General features: G+C 57.5%; 13 protein-coding genes. 6 read left to right on the plus strand and 7 right to left on the minus strand.

All coding sequences use genetic code 11. The features are described from left to right. Nucleotides 1-122: 122 nt before the first annotated feature. The 3 genes from IB279_RS13645 to IB279_RS13655 form a co-directional block, all read right to left on the minus strand. Entirely contained in the window at nt 123-728 is a 606-nt protein-coding gene (locus IB279_RS13645) for a hypothetical protein (protein WP_192339258.1), read from the minus strand. 1,299 nt (nt 729-2,027) lie between these two features. Beyond that, nucleotides 2,028-2,378: a hypothetical protein gene (locus tag IB279_RS13650; RefSeq protein WP_192339259.1), complete on the minus strand. Its 351-nt coding sequence runs from the start codon at nt 2,376-2,378 to the stop codon at nt 2,028-2,030. Further along, nucleotides 2,369-2,965, minus strand: a complete 597-nt coding sequence (locus tag IB279_RS13655; RefSeq protein WP_192339260.1) for a hypothetical protein — start codon at nt 2,963-2,965, stop codon at nt 2,369-2,371. The genes IB279_RS13650 and IB279_RS13655 overlap by 10 nt, the downstream gene beginning before the upstream one ends. 630 nt (nt 2,966-3,595) lie before the next feature. Here IB279_RS13655 and IB279_RS13660 point away from each other — a divergent pair. Both IB279_RS13660 and IB279_RS13665 read left to right on the plus strand, forming a co-directional pair. Next, nucleotides 3,596-4,195, plus strand: coding sequence for an acyl-homoserine-lactone synthase (locus IB279_RS13660; protein ID WP_192339261.1), 600 nt, complete (start codon nt 3,596-3,598; stop codon nt 4,193-4,195). 113 nt (nt 4,196-4,308) lie between these two features. After that, complete coding sequence (locus IB279_RS13665; protein WP_192339262.1) at nt 4,309-5,040, plus strand: LuxR family transcriptional regulator; 732 nt, start codon at nt 4,309-4,311, stop codon at nt 5,038-5,040. Here IB279_RS13665 and IB279_RS13670 read toward each other — a convergent pair. Then, entirely contained in the window at nt 4,954-5,235 is a 282-nt protein-coding gene (locus IB279_RS13670) for a hypothetical protein (RefSeq protein ID WP_192339382.1), read from the minus strand. The genes IB279_RS13665 and IB279_RS13670 overlap by 87 nt on opposite strands. Before the next feature lie 522 nt (nt 5,236-5,757). Between IB279_RS13670 and IB279_RS13675 the strand changes: the two genes are divergently transcribed. From IB279_RS13675 to IB279_RS13690, 4 genes are read left to right on the plus strand one after another with little or no spacing between them, the layout of a single operon-like run. Beyond that, nucleotides 5,758-6,903 (plus strand): FAD-binding oxidoreductase, encoded by a 1,146-nt coding sequence (locus tag IB279_RS13675; RefSeq protein ID WP_192339263.1) that lies wholly within the window; start codon nt 5,758-5,760, stop codon nt 6,901-6,903. 2 nt (nt 6,904-6,905) lie between these two features. Then, nucleotides 6,906-7,529, plus strand: a complete 624-nt coding sequence (locus IB279_RS13680; protein ID WP_192339264.1) for a hypothetical protein — start codon at nt 6,906-6,908, stop codon at nt 7,527-7,529. Then, nucleotides 7,526-8,275 carry an aldo/keto reductase gene (locus IB279_RS13685; RefSeq protein WP_192339265.1) on the plus strand — a complete coding sequence of 250 codons (750 nt, stop codon included), beginning with the start codon at nt 7,526-7,528 and terminating at the stop codon, nt 8,273-8,275. Before IB279_RS13680 ends, IB279_RS13685 begins: the two co-directional genes overlap by 4 nt. After that, nucleotides 8,275-9,159 (plus strand): EamA family transporter, encoded by an 885-nt coding sequence (locus tag IB279_RS13690; RefSeq protein ID WP_192339266.1) that lies wholly within the window; start codon nt 8,275-8,277, stop codon nt 9,157-9,159. The genes IB279_RS13685 and IB279_RS13690 overlap by 1 nt, the downstream gene beginning before the upstream one ends. Nucleotides 9,160-9,774: 615 nt before the next feature. Here IB279_RS13690 and IB279_RS13695 read toward each other — a convergent pair. From IB279_RS13695 to IB279_RS13705, 3 genes are all read right to left on the minus strand, one after another. Further along, entirely contained in the window at nt 9,775-10,185 is a 411-nt protein-coding gene (locus tag IB279_RS13695) for a DUF6896 domain-containing protein (RefSeq protein WP_192339267.1), read from the minus strand. A gap of 694 nt (nt 10,186-10,879) precedes the next feature. Next, nucleotides 10,880-11,761 carry an RHS repeat-associated core domain-containing protein gene (locus tag IB279_RS13700; protein WP_192339268.1) on the minus strand — a complete coding sequence of 294 codons (882 nt, stop codon included), beginning with the start codon at nt 11,759-11,761 and terminating at the stop codon, nt 10,880-10,882. Further along, on the minus strand, nt 11,758-17,175 hold the full coding sequence (locus IB279_RS13705; protein WP_192339269.1) for a toxin TcdB middle/N-terminal domain-containing protein: 5,418 nt from the start codon (nt 17,173-17,175) through the stop codon (nt 11,758-11,760). The genes IB279_RS13700 and IB279_RS13705 overlap by 4 nt, the downstream gene beginning before the upstream one ends. Nucleotides 17,176-17,450: the final 275 nt, after the last annotated feature.

The following is a 17,450-nucleotide window of genomic DNA, read 5'->3' on the forward strand; positions in this document are numbered from 1 at the left end:
TCCGCCTGGCGCAGGATGGCAAGGATTTGGGGTTCGCTAAATCTGCTCGTCTTCATCAAAATCTCCTCGATCATAAAGCCCGAGAAAATTCTACTTTTGAAGCCCGTTATTTTGCGGGAGGATTACCCTACCAGAGTGTGCGCGAGGTCACGAAGGTATTCGCCAGTTGCAACGGATCTGAGTCGATTGAGAAAGTCCACGTTTCTTGCTGATACTCCACCAAGGTCGCGTCGTCGGAGTTTCAATGTATCCATCTCGTCGCGGATTTGGCCGAGCGCCGCTCGTTCAAGATCGAGAGTCTCCAGTCGGCCTCTAATCTTCTCCTGGTCCTCGTTGTGAAAAACAGCGTCGCGGATCCCCTCGTGGACTGAGGGTACAAGGCCTTTTCTAACTAACGCCTCGCACTCCCTGAGCTTCGTTTCGAGTTGCTTGCGCTCTCCATCCAGCGCGCCGATTTCGCGTTGCAAAGTGGCTAAGCTCTCCCGATCATGTGTGCTGGTCGACACATCATAATACTCGTCCTTCTTCTCCCTGATTTCGGAAGATACATCGGACAATCTCGCGTGAATGCCTGGAAACTCGGTTTCCAGTATCTCACGCAGCCCCGGCGGTGTGGCCGGCTCTTCCGCCTGGAACTGCTTCAACACATCAATCTCGGCTGTTATTCGCTCAAGGGACTGAGCAACGACCTTGGTCAAATCTCTAAAAAACTTGTTCTCAAAATGCATTGGAGCCGTACCCGGTTGCGACGTCGTCGCATACCAACGCAATCTATAAGAGAAAGTTACCAGCCATGGCATGTCTCGGGTGTAAACCTGGCCGAGCTGTTACAATTGATCAAGAGAGTTTAATTTCGCTGCAGCGCGAGCTCACAAGCTTGCTCAGCGTCCCGACATCCCGCGATTTCGCCTAAGCGGAAGGCAGACGGGCCGCAAGCGCAGCGCCGAATCCGTGTCCTCGACAGTGCACGCTCAGAACCCCTGGTTGTGATTTCCAGATCTCCGTGATTTAGTGTCGACTCATGTTCTGAGGGGGATGGGGCATGAAGAAACCACTTGCGATCGTCGTTGGGGTCACACTCGGTGGCTGCACCGGAAATCCAGACTTTGACCTGACCGCGAAAAGCTCGGAGTACGGCAGCGCCGTCTTTCGCATCGCTTCGATCATGGCAAACGTGAAATGCGAACTATGGGACGCAGCCAACAGTGAACGCAGACTACCATCCTTCCGGAACGATACAGATCTCAGGCCCAGGCATGACACGCCCCCAGACCTGAAATGGCATCGCGAGCCAGCCGATCTCTCGGGCCTGGCACACCGCCTGTCAGCTGTCCTTGCCCCACGGGTGACTGCGGGACGCGTTCGGCAGTCCACCCAGTTCGACGGTCGTGAGGTCTGTGGGATGTCGCCGCTTAGCCTTCCCAGGTTAGGTCCGGCGGATTGTTGCCCCACATAGATAGTGTGATGTTGCTCGAGGCCGGAGTTCGGCAGACCACTCTTTGCTGCCTTGCGCCGCAACATTTCACCACTGAAGAAAGTTTGCGATCCGACTGGTCCAGGGCTTGTCGAAGGCTTTGATCATCCGCGCAGACGTGCTTTCATCCAAAAGAGACGAGAGCGCGGTCGTAGTCACAGGCTCAATCTGCGGCGCCTTGGAATATCCTAGCGCCGAAAGACGTTGGGGCCAGGAGGGATGGGAGGCCTTTTCGTCGACCAGAACATCCCAGGCGCGGAGAGCATAAGTCTTGAGCACCGCCCGATCTGTGAGTTTGCAAGCAGCTTGCGACACCCCCTGCAAAGGAGGGCTCGGCGGGGATACGGCTCCCATCAATTCCGTCCGCAGAGGCTCGTGGACGGTCTCAGAGGGTTTGAGCAAGGTGGCCGAGATATAGGCTCGGAGGTGTCCGTCGTTCGCATGCTATCCGGTTCAAGGTACGATCATTCGACTTTCCGCACCCCTCCCTTGCTTACCAGTGATAGCTTAAGCCGTAGCGGCGCAATGTTGTCGACGTAATCGTCCCTTGGGCCTAGCCGAAGTCGATTTCTTGATAGAATGTCCAGATGCTGATTGCGCTTTGTGGCTCGGCTGAAGTGCTGTGCAAGGTAAGCATGATGGGCTGATCGGCAGGGTCGTCTAATTCGATCTTCGCGAAGATCAATCGGCTACCGTCTTCATGATGCTTTAAGATTGCTGTCAAGTTCGGCTCCCGACGCGCACTACGGATCAGCTTCGAGGAATCTTCGAATTGCTCCCTCATTGAAGCCGTGTTCGAGAACGGTCGATCCGTAAGAGTTTCAAACTTGTTCCAGTCAGCGGCCTTTGCGGCCGCGAGAATCGTTTGTAGGCGCGATTGCTCTGCCGGGCTAACTACATCCATTTTAATACGACCCCAATCGTTCGAAATACTCCCCGGCTCTTGCGGGCGGAATCATAGCTAAGCGCCAGCTTCGGCGAGAGGCTGCGATAGGCGGGGACATCGATCGGGATCGACTGCGTCATCGAACCGTTGCCGGTGATCTCCGGAACCGAAGCTTTCGGGATCGCGCTGACCGGTGACTCTACCAGTGGCGCTGCCGCGGTCGCTGCAAGCGAACGCTCCAGGCGATCGCCATCCTTCACAGCGCCCGGGTCCTCGACCTTCACATCCGGTTTCGCCTCAGGGCCAATCTCTTCACCAGTCCCCGTCTCATTCCCACTCCCAGACCCGTTCTCCAGCCGAGTGCGGTCAACTGTTGTGTCGGGCTTTGAGCCAGAGGCACCTTCGTCGCTTCGGTTTTCGGTGCCCCGACTTCCGAGTGTCGAGCCATTGCCGAGGTTGCGGCCTGCTTTTGCGCCAGTGACTGACTCTTGTGCCCTGGCGGCAGAAATCAAAAGCCCGCTTGGATCTCGCACTCCCCCACCGATCGACAAGCCAAACGAAACCGTGGCGGCCAAGGCCGCAAAACCCAACAGATTGTGTCGCATGGACTCCCTCGACTGAACGCCGGATCTAGCAATAGAGTCGCAGGTTATGCGGGTATTTCTTAATATTGCAACCAAAGAAACCGGATTATCAGAAGTGCATCCCCAGGTCTCTTGCCACTATGTCGATCACCACCGCCGAGTACCCTCGGGCCACAAGGCAATCTGGCGAAATTGATAGGTTGTGCCTTGTTCGGCCCGGCGCAACAGTCCTTCCCAACGGCGTACGCCAGATCAATCCCACCCTTTGACGGAACCGGCGAACTCCTGGACGCTGGCGTCCGCGTCGAGAAAAACCATGACCGACCGCTCGGTAATCACCGTTCTCATTGCTATGTGCGCGCTCTCAGTCCTGTTGACCATTCTTGTGGTTGATAAGTGCGTAATGCCCGGTCCGAGAACGTCATCAGCAGATCGGTAGTTTCTCCGAACAACATTATTGATGTGCTTGCATGACGTGGGCTGATTGTACTTGCAGAGCGATCAAACGGGCCTCGGATGGCTCACCGTTTCCGAATTCACTTGGACGCGACACGACAACGGCAGCTTTAAGGCCAAACGGCAGAAGTCCGTCGATGCAGGTTGGATTCTCGCGTTCGCAAGCGACATGCCAGAACATCAGAAGAGGCCAGTATGCTGAAAGTTCTCACAAAGCGGGATCACTTGGAGCCTTCCTACGATGAAATGCTGCGCGGTAGAGCCAAAGTCTTTGCAGGGCGCTTGAATTGGGAGGTTCACGTACGTGACGGCAAGGAATTCGATTACTACGACTTGCAGGCAGATCCAGTCTATCTTGTATCGCTGGGCCAGACGGAAGGCGTGACAGGCTCCTTGAGGCTCTTGCCGACCACCGGTGCAACTATGCTCAAGAGCGAGTTCAGCCAAATGTTCCGCGAAGCCGTAGACGTTGAGGGGCCGTCCGTTTGGGAGTGCACGCGGCTATGTGTTCACCCAGCCTCGGAAGGAGGCGCGTACGAGCCAGGGCTCGTCGCGCTGCAGCTTCTGTCCGGATTGTGTGATTTCGCTCTCGGTTCCGGAGTGAAGCATATCGTCGGCGTCTATGAAGCCGCGATGGAACGGGTATATCGCCGGCTCGGCTGGTCGCCCAAACTTTTGTCCTTATCGCACCCACAGTTCGGAAGAATCGGCTGTGGGCTTTGGGAGGTGAGTGTAGAGGTGGGCGATCGGCTCCGCGAAAGCTTGACCGAAAGAGGCTCCCCCCCGCTACGCTGAAAAACCACCGTCACAACTTGCAACCTCATGCAGAACCAAAAGACATCTTGCAACGCAAGGTAACTTTGTTATTCCTTCCGGCTGGAAGTAGACAATCGGCCTGGAGGAACAGAATGCATGGGCGCCCGCTATTACTGGACAGCCTTGAACTGATCGAAGCGGCAACTAGTATTGTAGACCTGCAAGCCGCCGTTTCCACCATTCGCGACAACTACCGCTTATCGCATCTCGTCTTCCACGTTGTGCGCATGGGCCCCGGCGGCTCCGACAATCCTCTGCTGTTGCTGACGTACCCCCAAGAGTGGATAGACCAATATTTTCGCGAGAATTTTTTTGAGGTCGACCCCGTCGTAGCGCTAAGCAAGACTGGCTTCCTGCCTGTTGACTGGTCGTCCCTCGATCACACGAGCTCAAGAACGAGCCGGTTCTTCAAGCAAGCAGACTCATTCGAGGTAGGACGCCACGGTGTTACGATGCCCGTGCGCGGGCCGCGGGGAGAACGGTCCCTTCTCACAGCGACATCGAACCTCCAAGAATGCGAGTGGCTCCGCCTACGCGATGTATGTTTGACTGATCTACGCATCCTCTCTCACCACTTCCACGAAAGGGCGCTCTCAATCTCCGGGCTTCGCGAAACGAGAGCGTTCCGTCCCCTTTCTCGGCGCGAAGTTCAGTGCCTCGAATTCATTGCACGCGGCAAGCTACCCAAGCAGATTGCCCCTGCTCTCCAAATTTCCGAGAGTGCAATACGTCTTTATCTACGATCGGCGAAGCGCAAGCTGGGCGTGACGACAACGCCCCAGGCGATCGTGAGGGCAGTCACCCTTGAACTGATTCACGCGTAAACGCCGCGCTTCAGAGGCGCCGAAGCGCAGCAAGGATTCGGCGATAGGTGAGACCGCCCACACCAGGTATGCGGAGGCGTTTTCGAGGTGGCCGAGGTCATTTTCGAACTGAAACCCGCGCGAGCGTAGTTCCAGAAGCGCCACCGCATTGAGACGGAGATCCTCAAGTTTCCGATTTTCCTCTTCATTGTCCAATATCACACCGCCTTATGGATTCGATCAATCTACAGATGCTCGCGAACGTACGACGCCACATGCGCATCGCCGTGCAAGCAACGTTTCGCGTATGGACGGGTCGGGCAATCCGCTAGCGCTTCGCGTGCTCGCGGCTCGTCACGATATTGTTACACTCCGTCTATACTATCCAGGTTGCCTCGGATCGCCTCGATCGCACGTGACCTTCCATTATGGTAGCGACACCTTGTTTGAGGCCGTCAATCTGTTCAATTTGACAGATTGTTCGCGGTCATTTCCTCGTTTCAATTGAACTCCATCCACGAAAACAGCGCCAGATACTGCGCGTTGGCAATCGCCGGATTGCCCGGAAACCTTTCGCTGACCTGGGCGTAACTGTTCCTTCTCTGGAAACAGTCTCCGATCGGAGTCGCAGAACCGACCAGCGGGGCAACCGCTGGCCAACGCCACATGAGGCGTCGCATACCAGCCTGCGGCTCGAGCTTCAGGCAGACGTTAGATTTAGCAATCAGGGAGGCGATCTTGCTCAGATCTTATGACGTGATCTTGGTTGGCGGAGGAATTACAGGTCTCATGTCGGCAAAAAAGCTGTGCGACATCGGCTTGCACGTGGCTTTGGTTGAACAGCACTCCACTCTGGCCTCAGGCCCCTCTACCCGGAACGAAGGGTGGTTGCATCGTGGAACCTACCACGCCGCTTCGATCAGGGACCGCCATATCGGAATCCAAGTCGCCAGGCGCTGCATCTATGGCCACGAGCAATTGCGCCGCTTCTGCTCTGAGGCGATCGAGGACGGCGACGTCCGGCCAATCGTAATGATCGCGGACGGCAGCAAGGTCGATGAAGTGGTTTCGCGATGGAAGGAAGCGGACGTTCAGGTGCGGCCGATTTCGCACGCAGCAGCAAGCAAGGCCGCCCCAACTGCCAATTTCGGTCGGGTCGCCGCACTGTTCGAAGCAAATGATGTCAGCGTCAATACGCGCTTGCTCTATCGCAAACTCTTCGCCATGGCACAGAAGGCGGGCTGCGACTTCTACGTAGAGCACCAAATAGAACGTATTGACGGACAGACCGCGGTTTTGAAAGCTCCCTCAGGAGACCTGCGCTACGTCCAGGCGAACAAGTTCGTCTATTCGGCCGGGACTGGCGCGAGAGCAATCTTCCAGAAACACCATGGCGTGGAGCTCCCGATCAGGTACTGGAAGAGCCATCTGGTGATTACGAAGCGGCTTGCCCCCGTCGGCCTGTTCTATGTCGATCCTCATGAGGCGGCGATGATGCATCACGGGGACGTCAGCGTCATCGGATTGAACGAAGATGCTCTGTTGTCTCCAACGCCTTCGTACGACGTCATCGCAGATCGCGCCGAGAACCTCCGGAACGCGATTCGGCGGATCTTTCCGAACTGGAGCGGCGAAGACAGCATCAACATAGCCTGCACGAAAGTCGATCTTGTTGCGAACGCGACGGACGCCCGGTCTCTAGATATCGCAATAAGGGAGCCCATTCCGGGACACGTCTGTGTCTTGCCCGGCAAGATGACAGAAGCGCCTTATCTCACCGATATCCTGGTCTCCTACATTCACCAGGCGTTGGACAGCTCGGTTATCGCGCTGCGCCCCTGTGATCACTTCGAAGACACACAACAGTTGTTGGAAGTAGGCTGAGCATGTCACTCTTGGAACACCTTGACCACGTCCGTTCGCAACAAGGACTGCTGTTGATCGGCGAAACGATAGAGCTATCCCGCCGGGGGAACGTCATCTACGATCCCTCTTCGGTTCTAGTTTCGCGCCATGCGATCATCGGCTCGGGCAATACCTTCTTTCCCGGGGTCTATCTATTTTGCTCGGAAGATGCTGGTCGCCTTTCAATAGGCGACGGCAACGTGCTCTATCCCAATACCTTGATCGAAGCGTCTCTCGGAAATATCCAGATTGGCAACAACAACCAATTTGGCGACGGCGGTTTCACGGCGAGAGCCAATCGCAACGGCGCGTCGATAACGATAGGCGACGAAGGTCGATTCATGGGCGGCGCAACGATCTTAGGCGCGACCAATCTTGGCTCTGGTAGTCAACTCCTCGGCGCGATCACCGCTGACAACTGCACACTGGAGGCTGGAGGAAGCCACCGCGAACCTAATCCCGATCGGCGAGCCGGTCTGCTTAAGGGATCGGGTCTGGCCCGGGGACTTTCAGTTCCCGTCGGACACGTGGTCGTGGGCGCGGGCGCGTTCGTCGCAAGCGACCTGCAACTGCAATCCAACTTTCATCCGAAGGCTGCGTCATGAACTCGTGCGTACTGGGGCTGGGCCTATTGTCGATCGGAAGAACCTGGGGAATCGACAACGTCGCTCCGCCGGACGAACGCGATGCCCGCGAACTCATCGAGACTGCTTTCGAGCATGCCATACGTTTCTTCGACACGGCACCGGCTTATGCTCGTAGCGAAGCCATTCTCGGACAGGTCTTGAGATCGTGTCCTCAGATATTTGCATCTTCCTCGATAGCCACAAAAATGGGCGAACATTGGGATGATGTCGCTGGCACATCCTGGGTCAGTCACAGCAGGGACGACTTGTACCGCAGCTTAGAAAATAGCCTGCGGCGGCTTGGCCGAATCGACATCCTGCAGCTCCACAAGGCAAACGCACAAAATGTCCTTTCAGACGACGTTCTTGCGGTCTTCGAGGTTGCCCGCTCCAACGGCGTCAAACACTTCGGCGCATCTGTCAGCGATAGCGAAACCGCGAAAGCAGCCCTGCGATCCGGCCATTACGATTTCCTTCAGTTTCCCTTCAACGCCCAAAACATTGCGTTGCTCGACGTTCTGGAAACCCTGCAGAATGCGGCAGTGAAACCCATAATCAATCGCCCCCTCGGCATGGGGTCGTTGGCACGTGGATCCGACGGCGCCCTGATAGACGCATTTCGTTTCGTTCGAGGTCACATGAAATCGGGAATCGTGCTCACCGGCACCTCGCGTAAAGCCCATCTTCTCGAAAACATTGCTGCCTTCGAGCGTGCGCGCCTCTGATGTGGATGCTTCTTGGTATCTCGGCCGGAGGAATTCTTGGCCTGTATGACTATTGGACGAAACGAGCGACCACGGGAAATTCGGTACTGCAAGTCGTGTTCTGGTCGTCGTTGTTCGGCGCACTTGCCTGGCTTCCGGCGTTTACTCCCGCGGGTCAGGCCCTAGGATTTTACGTAGATGTCTCCCAGTCGTCATGGGCAGAGCAGGGATTGATCCTCGTAAAGTCCGCAGCGATGACGGCATCATGGTTTTTCGCCTACTATTCAGTCCGCGAGCTTCCGATGTCGTTTTCGGGGGCCGTTCGTGCATCCGGCCCGCTTTGGACCTTTACCGGAGGCATGATCGTTTTTGGGGAATTGCTGAGCGCACTCCAGTTGACGGCTATTCTGGCTTCAGTTCTTGCGTACTACGTGCTTGCAGTGGCGGGAAAAAAAGAAGGCATCAAGGTCATCGCGAGCGGCCCCATGCTCATGATGCTGATAGCGACGATCCTATCCGCGATGACCACGGTCTACGACAAATACATCGTCCAAGAGCTGGACACGCCGCTTTTCGCGATCCAGGCATACTCAGCTATCCAACGTTGCGCATTGGCGGCGCTGGTCCTGTGGTTAATTCGGCCGCGAGAAAAGGTTTCCGATTTTCAGTGGAGCCTGTCGGTGCCGCTGGTCGGCTTCTCTTGGGTTCTTGCGGAGCTGGTGTATTTCTTTGCGATCGCTGACCCAGGTGCCAATGTCACCTACTTGTCCATCTTTCGACGAACCAGTCTGGTTGTAGGATTCGCGTTATCGGTCTTCCTGATCGGTGAAAAAAACGTGAAAGCGAAGACCATTTCAATCGGGTTGATTGTGCTATCTACGGCTGTACTGATCATCGATCGATAGGCGACCCAGCGGATCGCGGATTAGGTCGGAGAACCGTTCGCGCGCGATGAACGAAGACGAAATGTCGAAATTATAGATCCCGCTGGCCGACGCGTAACAAATCGTCGGCCGAAGCCGATGAAAGCTCGCCCTTGTGGCTCTTTCTTTTCTACGCCATCGGTTTCTCTCTAATTTCCTCTTTCCTTTCTGCGACTGGCGTCGGGATAAAGCGCCGTGGCAAAGGCGTTGCTCTTCTTTGTCCGCGATCCGGCCCAGGACGAGGGTTGTTGTCGCCCCCGGAGCGGCGGCCGTGGACAAGCAGGTTGGCACCTTGGACCCGGTAAAGTAGGCGCCCACTTGGCCGCGAGAGGTCAAGTTGCCGTTATCGGAAAAAGTGAAGGTCTCGCCGAGAGCAACGTCGTGTTCTCCGCCTTGATCAGATGACCGCGGGTCGTATCAGGACACTCAGGTGTCTTCTCAGGCCAGGCGATACTATGAAGTGTCTTGCGGATATCCAAAACTTTGCGATCCGCTCTATCAGCGTATCGTCCCAGACGCCCCTAATGTCTGCCTTTCGTTATTTCGGCCACCGGCAGCGTCAGCGACCGCAGCGAGTTATCGCGCCATTCGGCCCAATCAATGCCCGGAAGACACGAGCTGGTAATATCGGCCGTCGGGGAAAACTGCTTTTATTGCTCTAGCCTCGATGCATAGCTGCAATTCTTGCTCGACATCTGCATTCGAAGTAAGCTTTGGATATCGCTCTGGAAACTGCCGCGCGTAAGTCCATAATTTCCAAGCGTCAAAGCCGACCGTTCCATCCCAATCCATGAAGTCAAAGTCGACGTCGTGGTCGGCAAATTCTACTTGGCAGCCTCTTCCGTGAATTTGATAGGCTATAGTATCGTTGAGAAGCCCCTCTCGCTCCAACGTTCCCTCTCTCCAAGCTTTAATAATGTCCCTTCGGCCAAATTTGCCTTCGAAAAGTTCAAGGCACCCCTCAACTTCGGCCAAGTAATTGCGCGCAAGGATGAGAAGTTCACTCATCGCCTGCGACCCGGTGGTGAAAGGCTGTTGCCTGTGAAGGTCGTCGCGCCATTCATGACGTCGTCAACCGATTGCCATCCCCCTGGATCCATCGGAAAATCGTTCGCGTTCATTGTTCTCACGTCCACAGGCGTTCCAATCCAAAGTTCGGTCGCTTCATCTCGCCGGATGCGTGGGATCCCACCCAACCCGGCATCGGTGGACGTAACTTCCGACGCCGCTGCGGGACGTCAGATTGCCGTTGTCGGCATAAGTGAACGCCTCGTCCAGTGCCCGCCGAGATTCTCCGCCTTGATCAGGCGGCCGCGAGGGTCGTAGTCGTAGACCCAGTTGTCATTAGTGTTGCCCTGGACATGGCGGATATAAAAACCTGAACGCGGAATCGTAGGTCAACGCGAACGTTGCTCGGATCCCAGTCGTCGGGTGAAATGAAACGCTCTGGCAGATGGCGATGAAGCCTATCACACCCGTTCAAATACACCCCGAAAGGGCGGGTCTGGCCAGACAAGTCTCCACACCTCGCCGGAATCTATATGGACAAACCATTTTTCAGAGAGCGTCGTACCTGCGTATGATGACCCAACGGTCACTTCCCGAGCGCGCATGTTCCGGATCTCGTCCTGCATCCAGCGTTCAAAACGGTCAAATTCCGACCGGCTGCGAAAATCATGGATACTTTCCCAAGGGCTCTTGTCTATCTTATCAACCATGACGGGTCCACGTTTCTAATGTAAATCTGGTTTCCACCGCCAACGAGGCCCCGTTGAGGCGCAGCAACGCCCTCAAACAAACGTGTGCCGCTTGGCACTCGGATTCTCGCAACGTTTGTCGCCGTATTCTTCCAGTGCTGATCCAGCGCACTATCGACGACAGATTGCAACGGTCCTTTAGGCGCCGTGCGTGTCCAATAACCACCAATTTCACCAGCCTTACCGCCATAGACACGATACAGCGTCGTAGGCTCAGTGGTGACGGTCTCGGTATATGTGGCACTTCTGAATGTTTCAGCGATATCTTGTGGCAAAGGGCCAGCGTCGGTTGTTGGATTCCACTCTTTACTCGCTGCCGCGGCTTCAGCCGTTTCAGAGAGCTGCTTATTGACTTGTTTCTTTTCGAAAGTGTCTTTGAACGCACCTCCGACCAAGCGGGCAGCAGGACTACCGCCCGCTCCAACTACCATGCCGATTGCAACATCGGTCCCGCTTCTCGTTCGTGCGTCGGCAGAATTTGCTGGAGCGTTCGCACGGTCCCATCCGCCAAGCCAACTTCCAAGAACACCGATTACGCCCCCGATCACTGCGCCCCAGAGGTGCCCGTTCGGATCGCTGTTGTTTATAGGATCGTTTGCGGCATAGGCATATCGGTTCGTCCCGACGCCTTCGAGGGTCGGATCAAGCGTGTCGGGTGAGATGAAGCGTGCATTGGCCGCGCTTGCCAACGGCGTCATAGTGAGCGTCGCGATGAGTAGGATTGACAGCAGCCTCGTCAGCACTGATCGGAGTAAGGCCATGAGACTGCGTCCTTGCGAAAACTTTGCTGTGGGTTGGGCTCGGTTGAACGGGATGCTCAGGCTCATCGACCTTCCTCAGAGCCACCAGTGTCGCGACATCTTCGGTCCATGTCATCGGCGGCGCTGGCTTCGGCTGCAACATCTGACGGAACGAACCGTCCGAACTTGGGATCGTAGTAGCGGGCATTGAGGTATTGCAGCCCAGTTTCGGGATCGAAGCGTTCGCCGATGTAGCCCTTCTGGGTACGCATCGCCGTGTTGGTCGGCTCGCCATAGGCGGCATAGCCATTCTGCTCGACGAGATTGCCGTTGGCGTCGGTGACCTGGCGGATCGACGACAGGTGGTCGCGATGCAGGAAGGTGGCCGAGGTGACACCGGTCGGTGCGACCGAGACGATCTTCAGGTCGGGGTGCGGATAGCGGGTATAGGTATCCTGTCCCGGCTTGCGATCGATCTCGACATTGGCATCGGGATAGAGCGTCGTGGCAAAGGCATTGCTCTTCTTGGCCCGCGATCCAGACGGGCCGTAGGTGAGGGTCGTCGTCGCGCCACCCTGCGTGACGCTCGACAGGCGGTTGGCGCCGTCCCAGGCAAGCGCGCGGATGCCGTCGCTGACCATGTTGCCGTTGGAGTCGTAACCGATCGTGGCACCGCCGATCAATGTCGGGGCATGCGGACGCACACCGTTGGCGGCGGGGTAGACATAAGTGCCGACGCGACTCCGGGATGTCAGGTTGCCATTGTCCGCATAGGTGAACGTCTCACCCAGTGAACCGCCAGGGTTCTCCGCCTTCACCAGTCGGCCACGGGGATCGTAGTCGTAGACCCAGTTATCGTTGGCCGTGATCCCGGTGATGGTCTTGACCTTGCCAGTGAGATCGCGGGTGTACTTATTGTCCATCAGCACGGTTCCGCCCTTGGCCGTCGTCACCCGATCGAGCCAGCGCCGCTGTGGCGAGTAGCTGAAGGTGGTGGCGACACCGTTGGCATAGCTGATCGACTTGGTCTGGCCGTCCGCCTCATAGCTTGTCGCGGTGATGTAACCGGGGACCGTCGCCAAGAGATCGGCGTCGTTGTAGGTGTAGGGTGCGGCAGCGCTGCCGACCGCGACCGGCGCGGGCGAATATTCAATCGACACCGTCTTGTCCTGGCGACCGCGGGTCTCGACTGTCGCATGCGCGACACCGTCGATCGTCGTCGTCGTGCGCATCACCGAACCCGTGCCGGTATAGGTGCGGCTGAAGACGCTGGTGACCGCGCCGTTCTCGGACTTCGTCATCAGACCGACGTTGTGCGAGGGCGAGACGACCGCTTCGTCGTAGGTGTTGCGGGCGACGACCGTCGGCGACGCCTCACCCAGCTGCTGCACCTGCTGCAGGGTCAGACGCCCCATCTGGTCGTAGGCAAGCGTCGTCACCGCGCCTCGCGCATCCGTCTGGCGGATCAGCCGGTCAGCGCCGTCGTAGGCGTAAGACCAGTTCCCCAGGTTCGGGTCGTTGGCCGTCAGCCGGTTGCCGATGAGATCGTAGGTATAGGAGATCCGTGAGACACCGGCATCGGTGACGTTCAGCAGACGTCCTATCGGATCATAGGTCCGCGCCTGATCCTGCACCCACGCGGTGCCACTATAGGAAAACTCATTGATCTCCCTGCCGTGGGTGCTCGTGTAGACGACCGTCTGCCGTCCGGCTTCGTCGATCGAATACCGCCGGGAAAGGGAGGTGTTGTCGGTTCCCCACGGTGTGCCCAACTCAATCTGGTACTGGTTGGTTCGGGCACCGCCGTCCGGGTCCACTGTCCGGACCACCCGGTCCTGCCAATCATAGGAATTAACAGTCCATTGCGGCGCTTCGCCGTAGAAGCGCGGAAAGCTTGATTGCGCGACATTGCTGCGGGCGTCGTAGACGGTCTCCGAGGTTACGCGGACCAATCCAGTGCCTGGCTCACCTGGCGCTGAACTGAGCCAAGGTCTGCCAAGACCGTCGAAATATGTCGCCTTGAACTGTTCGCCGCCGCTCGACCGGGGTTCAAGCGTGACGATCGCCTGTTGACCTGGATTGCCTTCGTTCTCGTAGCGGGTGTTGACGTACCGGCCAGAGCCCGAATGGATATATGAGAACGGTCGGCAGAAGGGATCGTAGCCGAAGGTTTCGACAACGCCGTTCGGATCCGTCTTCGACGACGGCAGGCCGCAGACCAGATCATAGCCAGTGCTCGTCACGAAGCGGGTATCGGCCGCGTTGCCGCCGGTGGCGAAGTAGCGTGGTCCACGTTCCGTCACCGGGAACACTTCATAGGTTGGCTCATAGGCCCATTCGGTGCGCGAACCCGCGCCATCGACTGCCCAGATGCGGTTGCCATGGCCGTCGTAACCGTATGTGCGTGCGACCGCCCCCCAGATACCGTCGGCATCCCCGCGCTTAGAATAGAGCAGATGCTTCGTGAGATTGCCTTTCGTTGGCGGGGTGAACGGATTACTCGAGCCGTCGTAATAGAAGTCCTCGGAATGCACTTGTCTGTTAATGTCGAAGCCGCTCATGACCGCCTTCCAGCGTGGCAGCGACACAATGTAGGAACCCGTATTCGGCGCATAATTGTTGACCGTCCAGACCTCGTCGCCGTTGACGTCGGTTCGGCCAAAATCCTTAACGTCCGTGACGTTGCCGAAGCCGTCGATGGCCCGTTCGGTGCGCATCTTGACAGTCGCGACCTCGTTCAAAGTCGTATCGGTGGCGACGTTCTTGACCCAGTAGGGCTTGCTCGTCGAATTGACCTCGTAGGTCTCGGCCACTTCCTTGGATGCGGTGTTTTCGCCATTGCGTGACAGCGTGCGCTCCGGCAGGCCGTAGCTCGCCAAATCCTGACGATAGCTCGTCTCAACGACAGGCCGCTGCGCCTCGCCATTCGCGACCGGCTTCGTCATCGTGATAGTGCGGAAGCCCAAGAACTTGCGCGCCTTCACGTCATAGAGACCACCGGCATATACGTAGTCCGTCTGCGCAACGCCGCCGCGACCATCGTTGACCGTCAGCTTAGTGACCGGATGCAGCACCTGCGGCAAGAAGGTATTGGCAAAGCGCGTCGACGGGGTGTACTCGACCGCGATGGTCCCACCGGTTTCAAGCGCCACATTCCGCAGGATGTTCGGATGGCCCGTGCCGGTGTTGGAGACGCGCATCTCTGATGTAGATCCCAGGAAGTCTGGCAAGCCGTCGCCATTAAAATCGCCCGACACCCCCGACGCGTCGAACGGACCGAAAACCTGCAGCGCGTTTCCGGACGCACTCAACCACAGACCGTGCGCACGCATCTGGCGGAAAAAGTTCGGCTGCGTGTTGCGCTGGTCTGATGTGACCACGTCCATCTTGCCGTCATTGTCCATGTCGCGCAGCATCGGAACGCCGAGCATCGACGCGCTGGCAATGTGAAGGAATCTCTTCCCAGTGCCGAACCAGATGTTGACTTGGTAGTTCGGATTGCCGATCGCCGGGGCATGCACGACGTCGGTGACGCCGTCGCCGTTGAGGTCGCCGTAAGAGCAAGCGGAGTTGGTACTAGCGCAATCGGCTGGCAGACCGACGCTCAACCAGGCGCCGTTGCTGACCCGGCTGATCGTGTTTTTCCAGATTACCGCCTGACGGCCGTTACCAAGTAGCTCACCAGTGTACCCGAGGTTGCCGAACAGGGTGTCCACCCCATCGCCATCCACGTCCGCCACGGCAACCGTTGCTTCACTTTTGGCAATATTGCACACATAGGCTCCCCCGCATGTGGCGAATGCGCCGAGGTCAAGCGCGCTGCTAACCGGGAAGAATCTGTGGTTCTGCGTGCTGCCTTGTCCCTCCTTGTAGGTGGAATAGGTGACAAATACGTCCTTGATTGCCTTGCCTGCAATGAACCTTCCTGGCGCCGCGAACGGTGGGCTCTGAAACACGCCACCCACCCGGGTCTTGGCTGTCACGCCATTTCCATCGAACGACGTCAGGTGGAAACTGAACGTCGGCGCCGACAATGAGCTCGATTGCCGCTCCAAAATACCATAGATCTCATCGCGTCCGTCAAAATTGAGATCGTCGACCTGTTGCCGGGCAACTCCCGCCGAGAGCTTCAAGTCGTTGTGGGGGAATGTGAAAGCTCTCTTGGTGTAGGCGATGGCATAGTTGTCGTAACCCATCTGCCGGATTGTCTTGTGCGAGCCGGAGATCGGATTGGCGTTTCCATCGAATCCGACGTCCCTCCCCCAGCGCTCGACCTTGACGAGGCGGGAGGTGTTCGACAGCGGAGCCTGGTCGTAAGACAGCGAATAGGCACTGTGATGCTGGCCGTTCGCGTAGTTCACCACCGACTTCAGCCGATGCTTGATCCAGGTCAGGTAGTGGCCATTGGCAGCGATCTGGAAGTCAGGGCGGGTGTCGTAGAAGAAGTGAGTGTAATAGTTGTTTTCGTAGGTGATACGCTCCGGCATGCACATAGGCTGCTCTGGGCAGGTATACTGGTAAGTGATGACGTTGCCGTTTGTGTCAGTGACCGACGACAGAAAATATCGCCCCGTCTGACTCATGTCCCATTCCGGAGTAGCAGCCGCCGGATTGTAGTTCGATAACGCCGCCGCCGACCGGAACAGTGACACGGTTCCATCTCGGGCCGTCACAGTCCACGTATTCGACGCACTGTCAAAGCGGATTCGGCGATGGTCCTCGTTCTCATTGGCATGGGTGCCGCCAGTCGCGCAGGAGGCCGACACCATGCCTGCCGTGCAGGCGACAAGCTCGCTGCCGTTCAACAGATAGACGTCGTTAGCATCGTAGGCGGGAACGCCGTAGCCAGGGCTAGCGCGCTCAACGACGTCCAGGCCGTCGAGGCCCCAGGCAAAACCAGTGAACCCCTGATAGAGGCCGCCTAGCCGACTCTTGCGGGCGGAATCGTAAGTAAGCGCCAGCTTCGGCGACAGACTGCGATAGGCGGGCACGTCGATCGCGATCGACTGTGTCATCGAACCGTTGCCGGTGATCTCCGGGAGCGATGCCTTCGGGATCGCGCTCACCGGGGATTCGATCGGCGTCGGCGCAGCGGCGGCAGCAAGCGAACGCTCAAGGCCAGCGCCATCCTTCTTCTCAGCGCCGGGCACTTCTACATTTGCGGCTGGCTCGGGATCCTGAACGGCCTCTTCACCTGCCCCCGTCTCCTTGCCACTCCCGGACCCGTTGCCGAGCTTCGTGCGATCTACCGCCGTGTCCGGTGTGTCCTTCGAGGTCTCCTTGCCGCTTATGGCCGTAGCACTGGCGCCTGGGTGGCTTCCAAGCCCAGAGCCATCATTGCCAAGGCCACCCCCAGCGTCCATGCCGCTGCCTGCGTCCTGGGCCTGTGCGACACTGAACACGAGCCCGTTCTCACCGCTCCACTGCCCTCCTGCACCCACCGACAACGCAAACGAAACCGTGGCGGCCAAGGCCGCAAAACCCAACAGATTGTGTCGCATGAACTCCTCGACTGAACCGCCGAATCAAAGAATGGAGCTGCAGGTTATGAGGGCATAAAATAGGAACGCAACCGGAAAATTGAGGCTCCATGCTCCATTCGCGTCGCGAAAATGCAGCCGTTTGCCACGAAACCAATGGCTGCAGGAGACCCTTCTACACAAGCTGTGGATATATAGAGCCGATACCACCGCGTTTCGATTACACCCGTTCAGTGCTCACCTATGGTGAATTCTATCATTATGATTCGAGGCTGGGGCGATCTTGGGGATTCTTC

The sequence above is a fragment of the Ensifer sp. ENS06 genome, assembly GCF_014852205.1.
GTDB lineage: Bacteria > Pseudomonadota > Alphaproteobacteria > Rhizobiales > Rhizobiaceae > Ensifer > Ensifer adhaerens.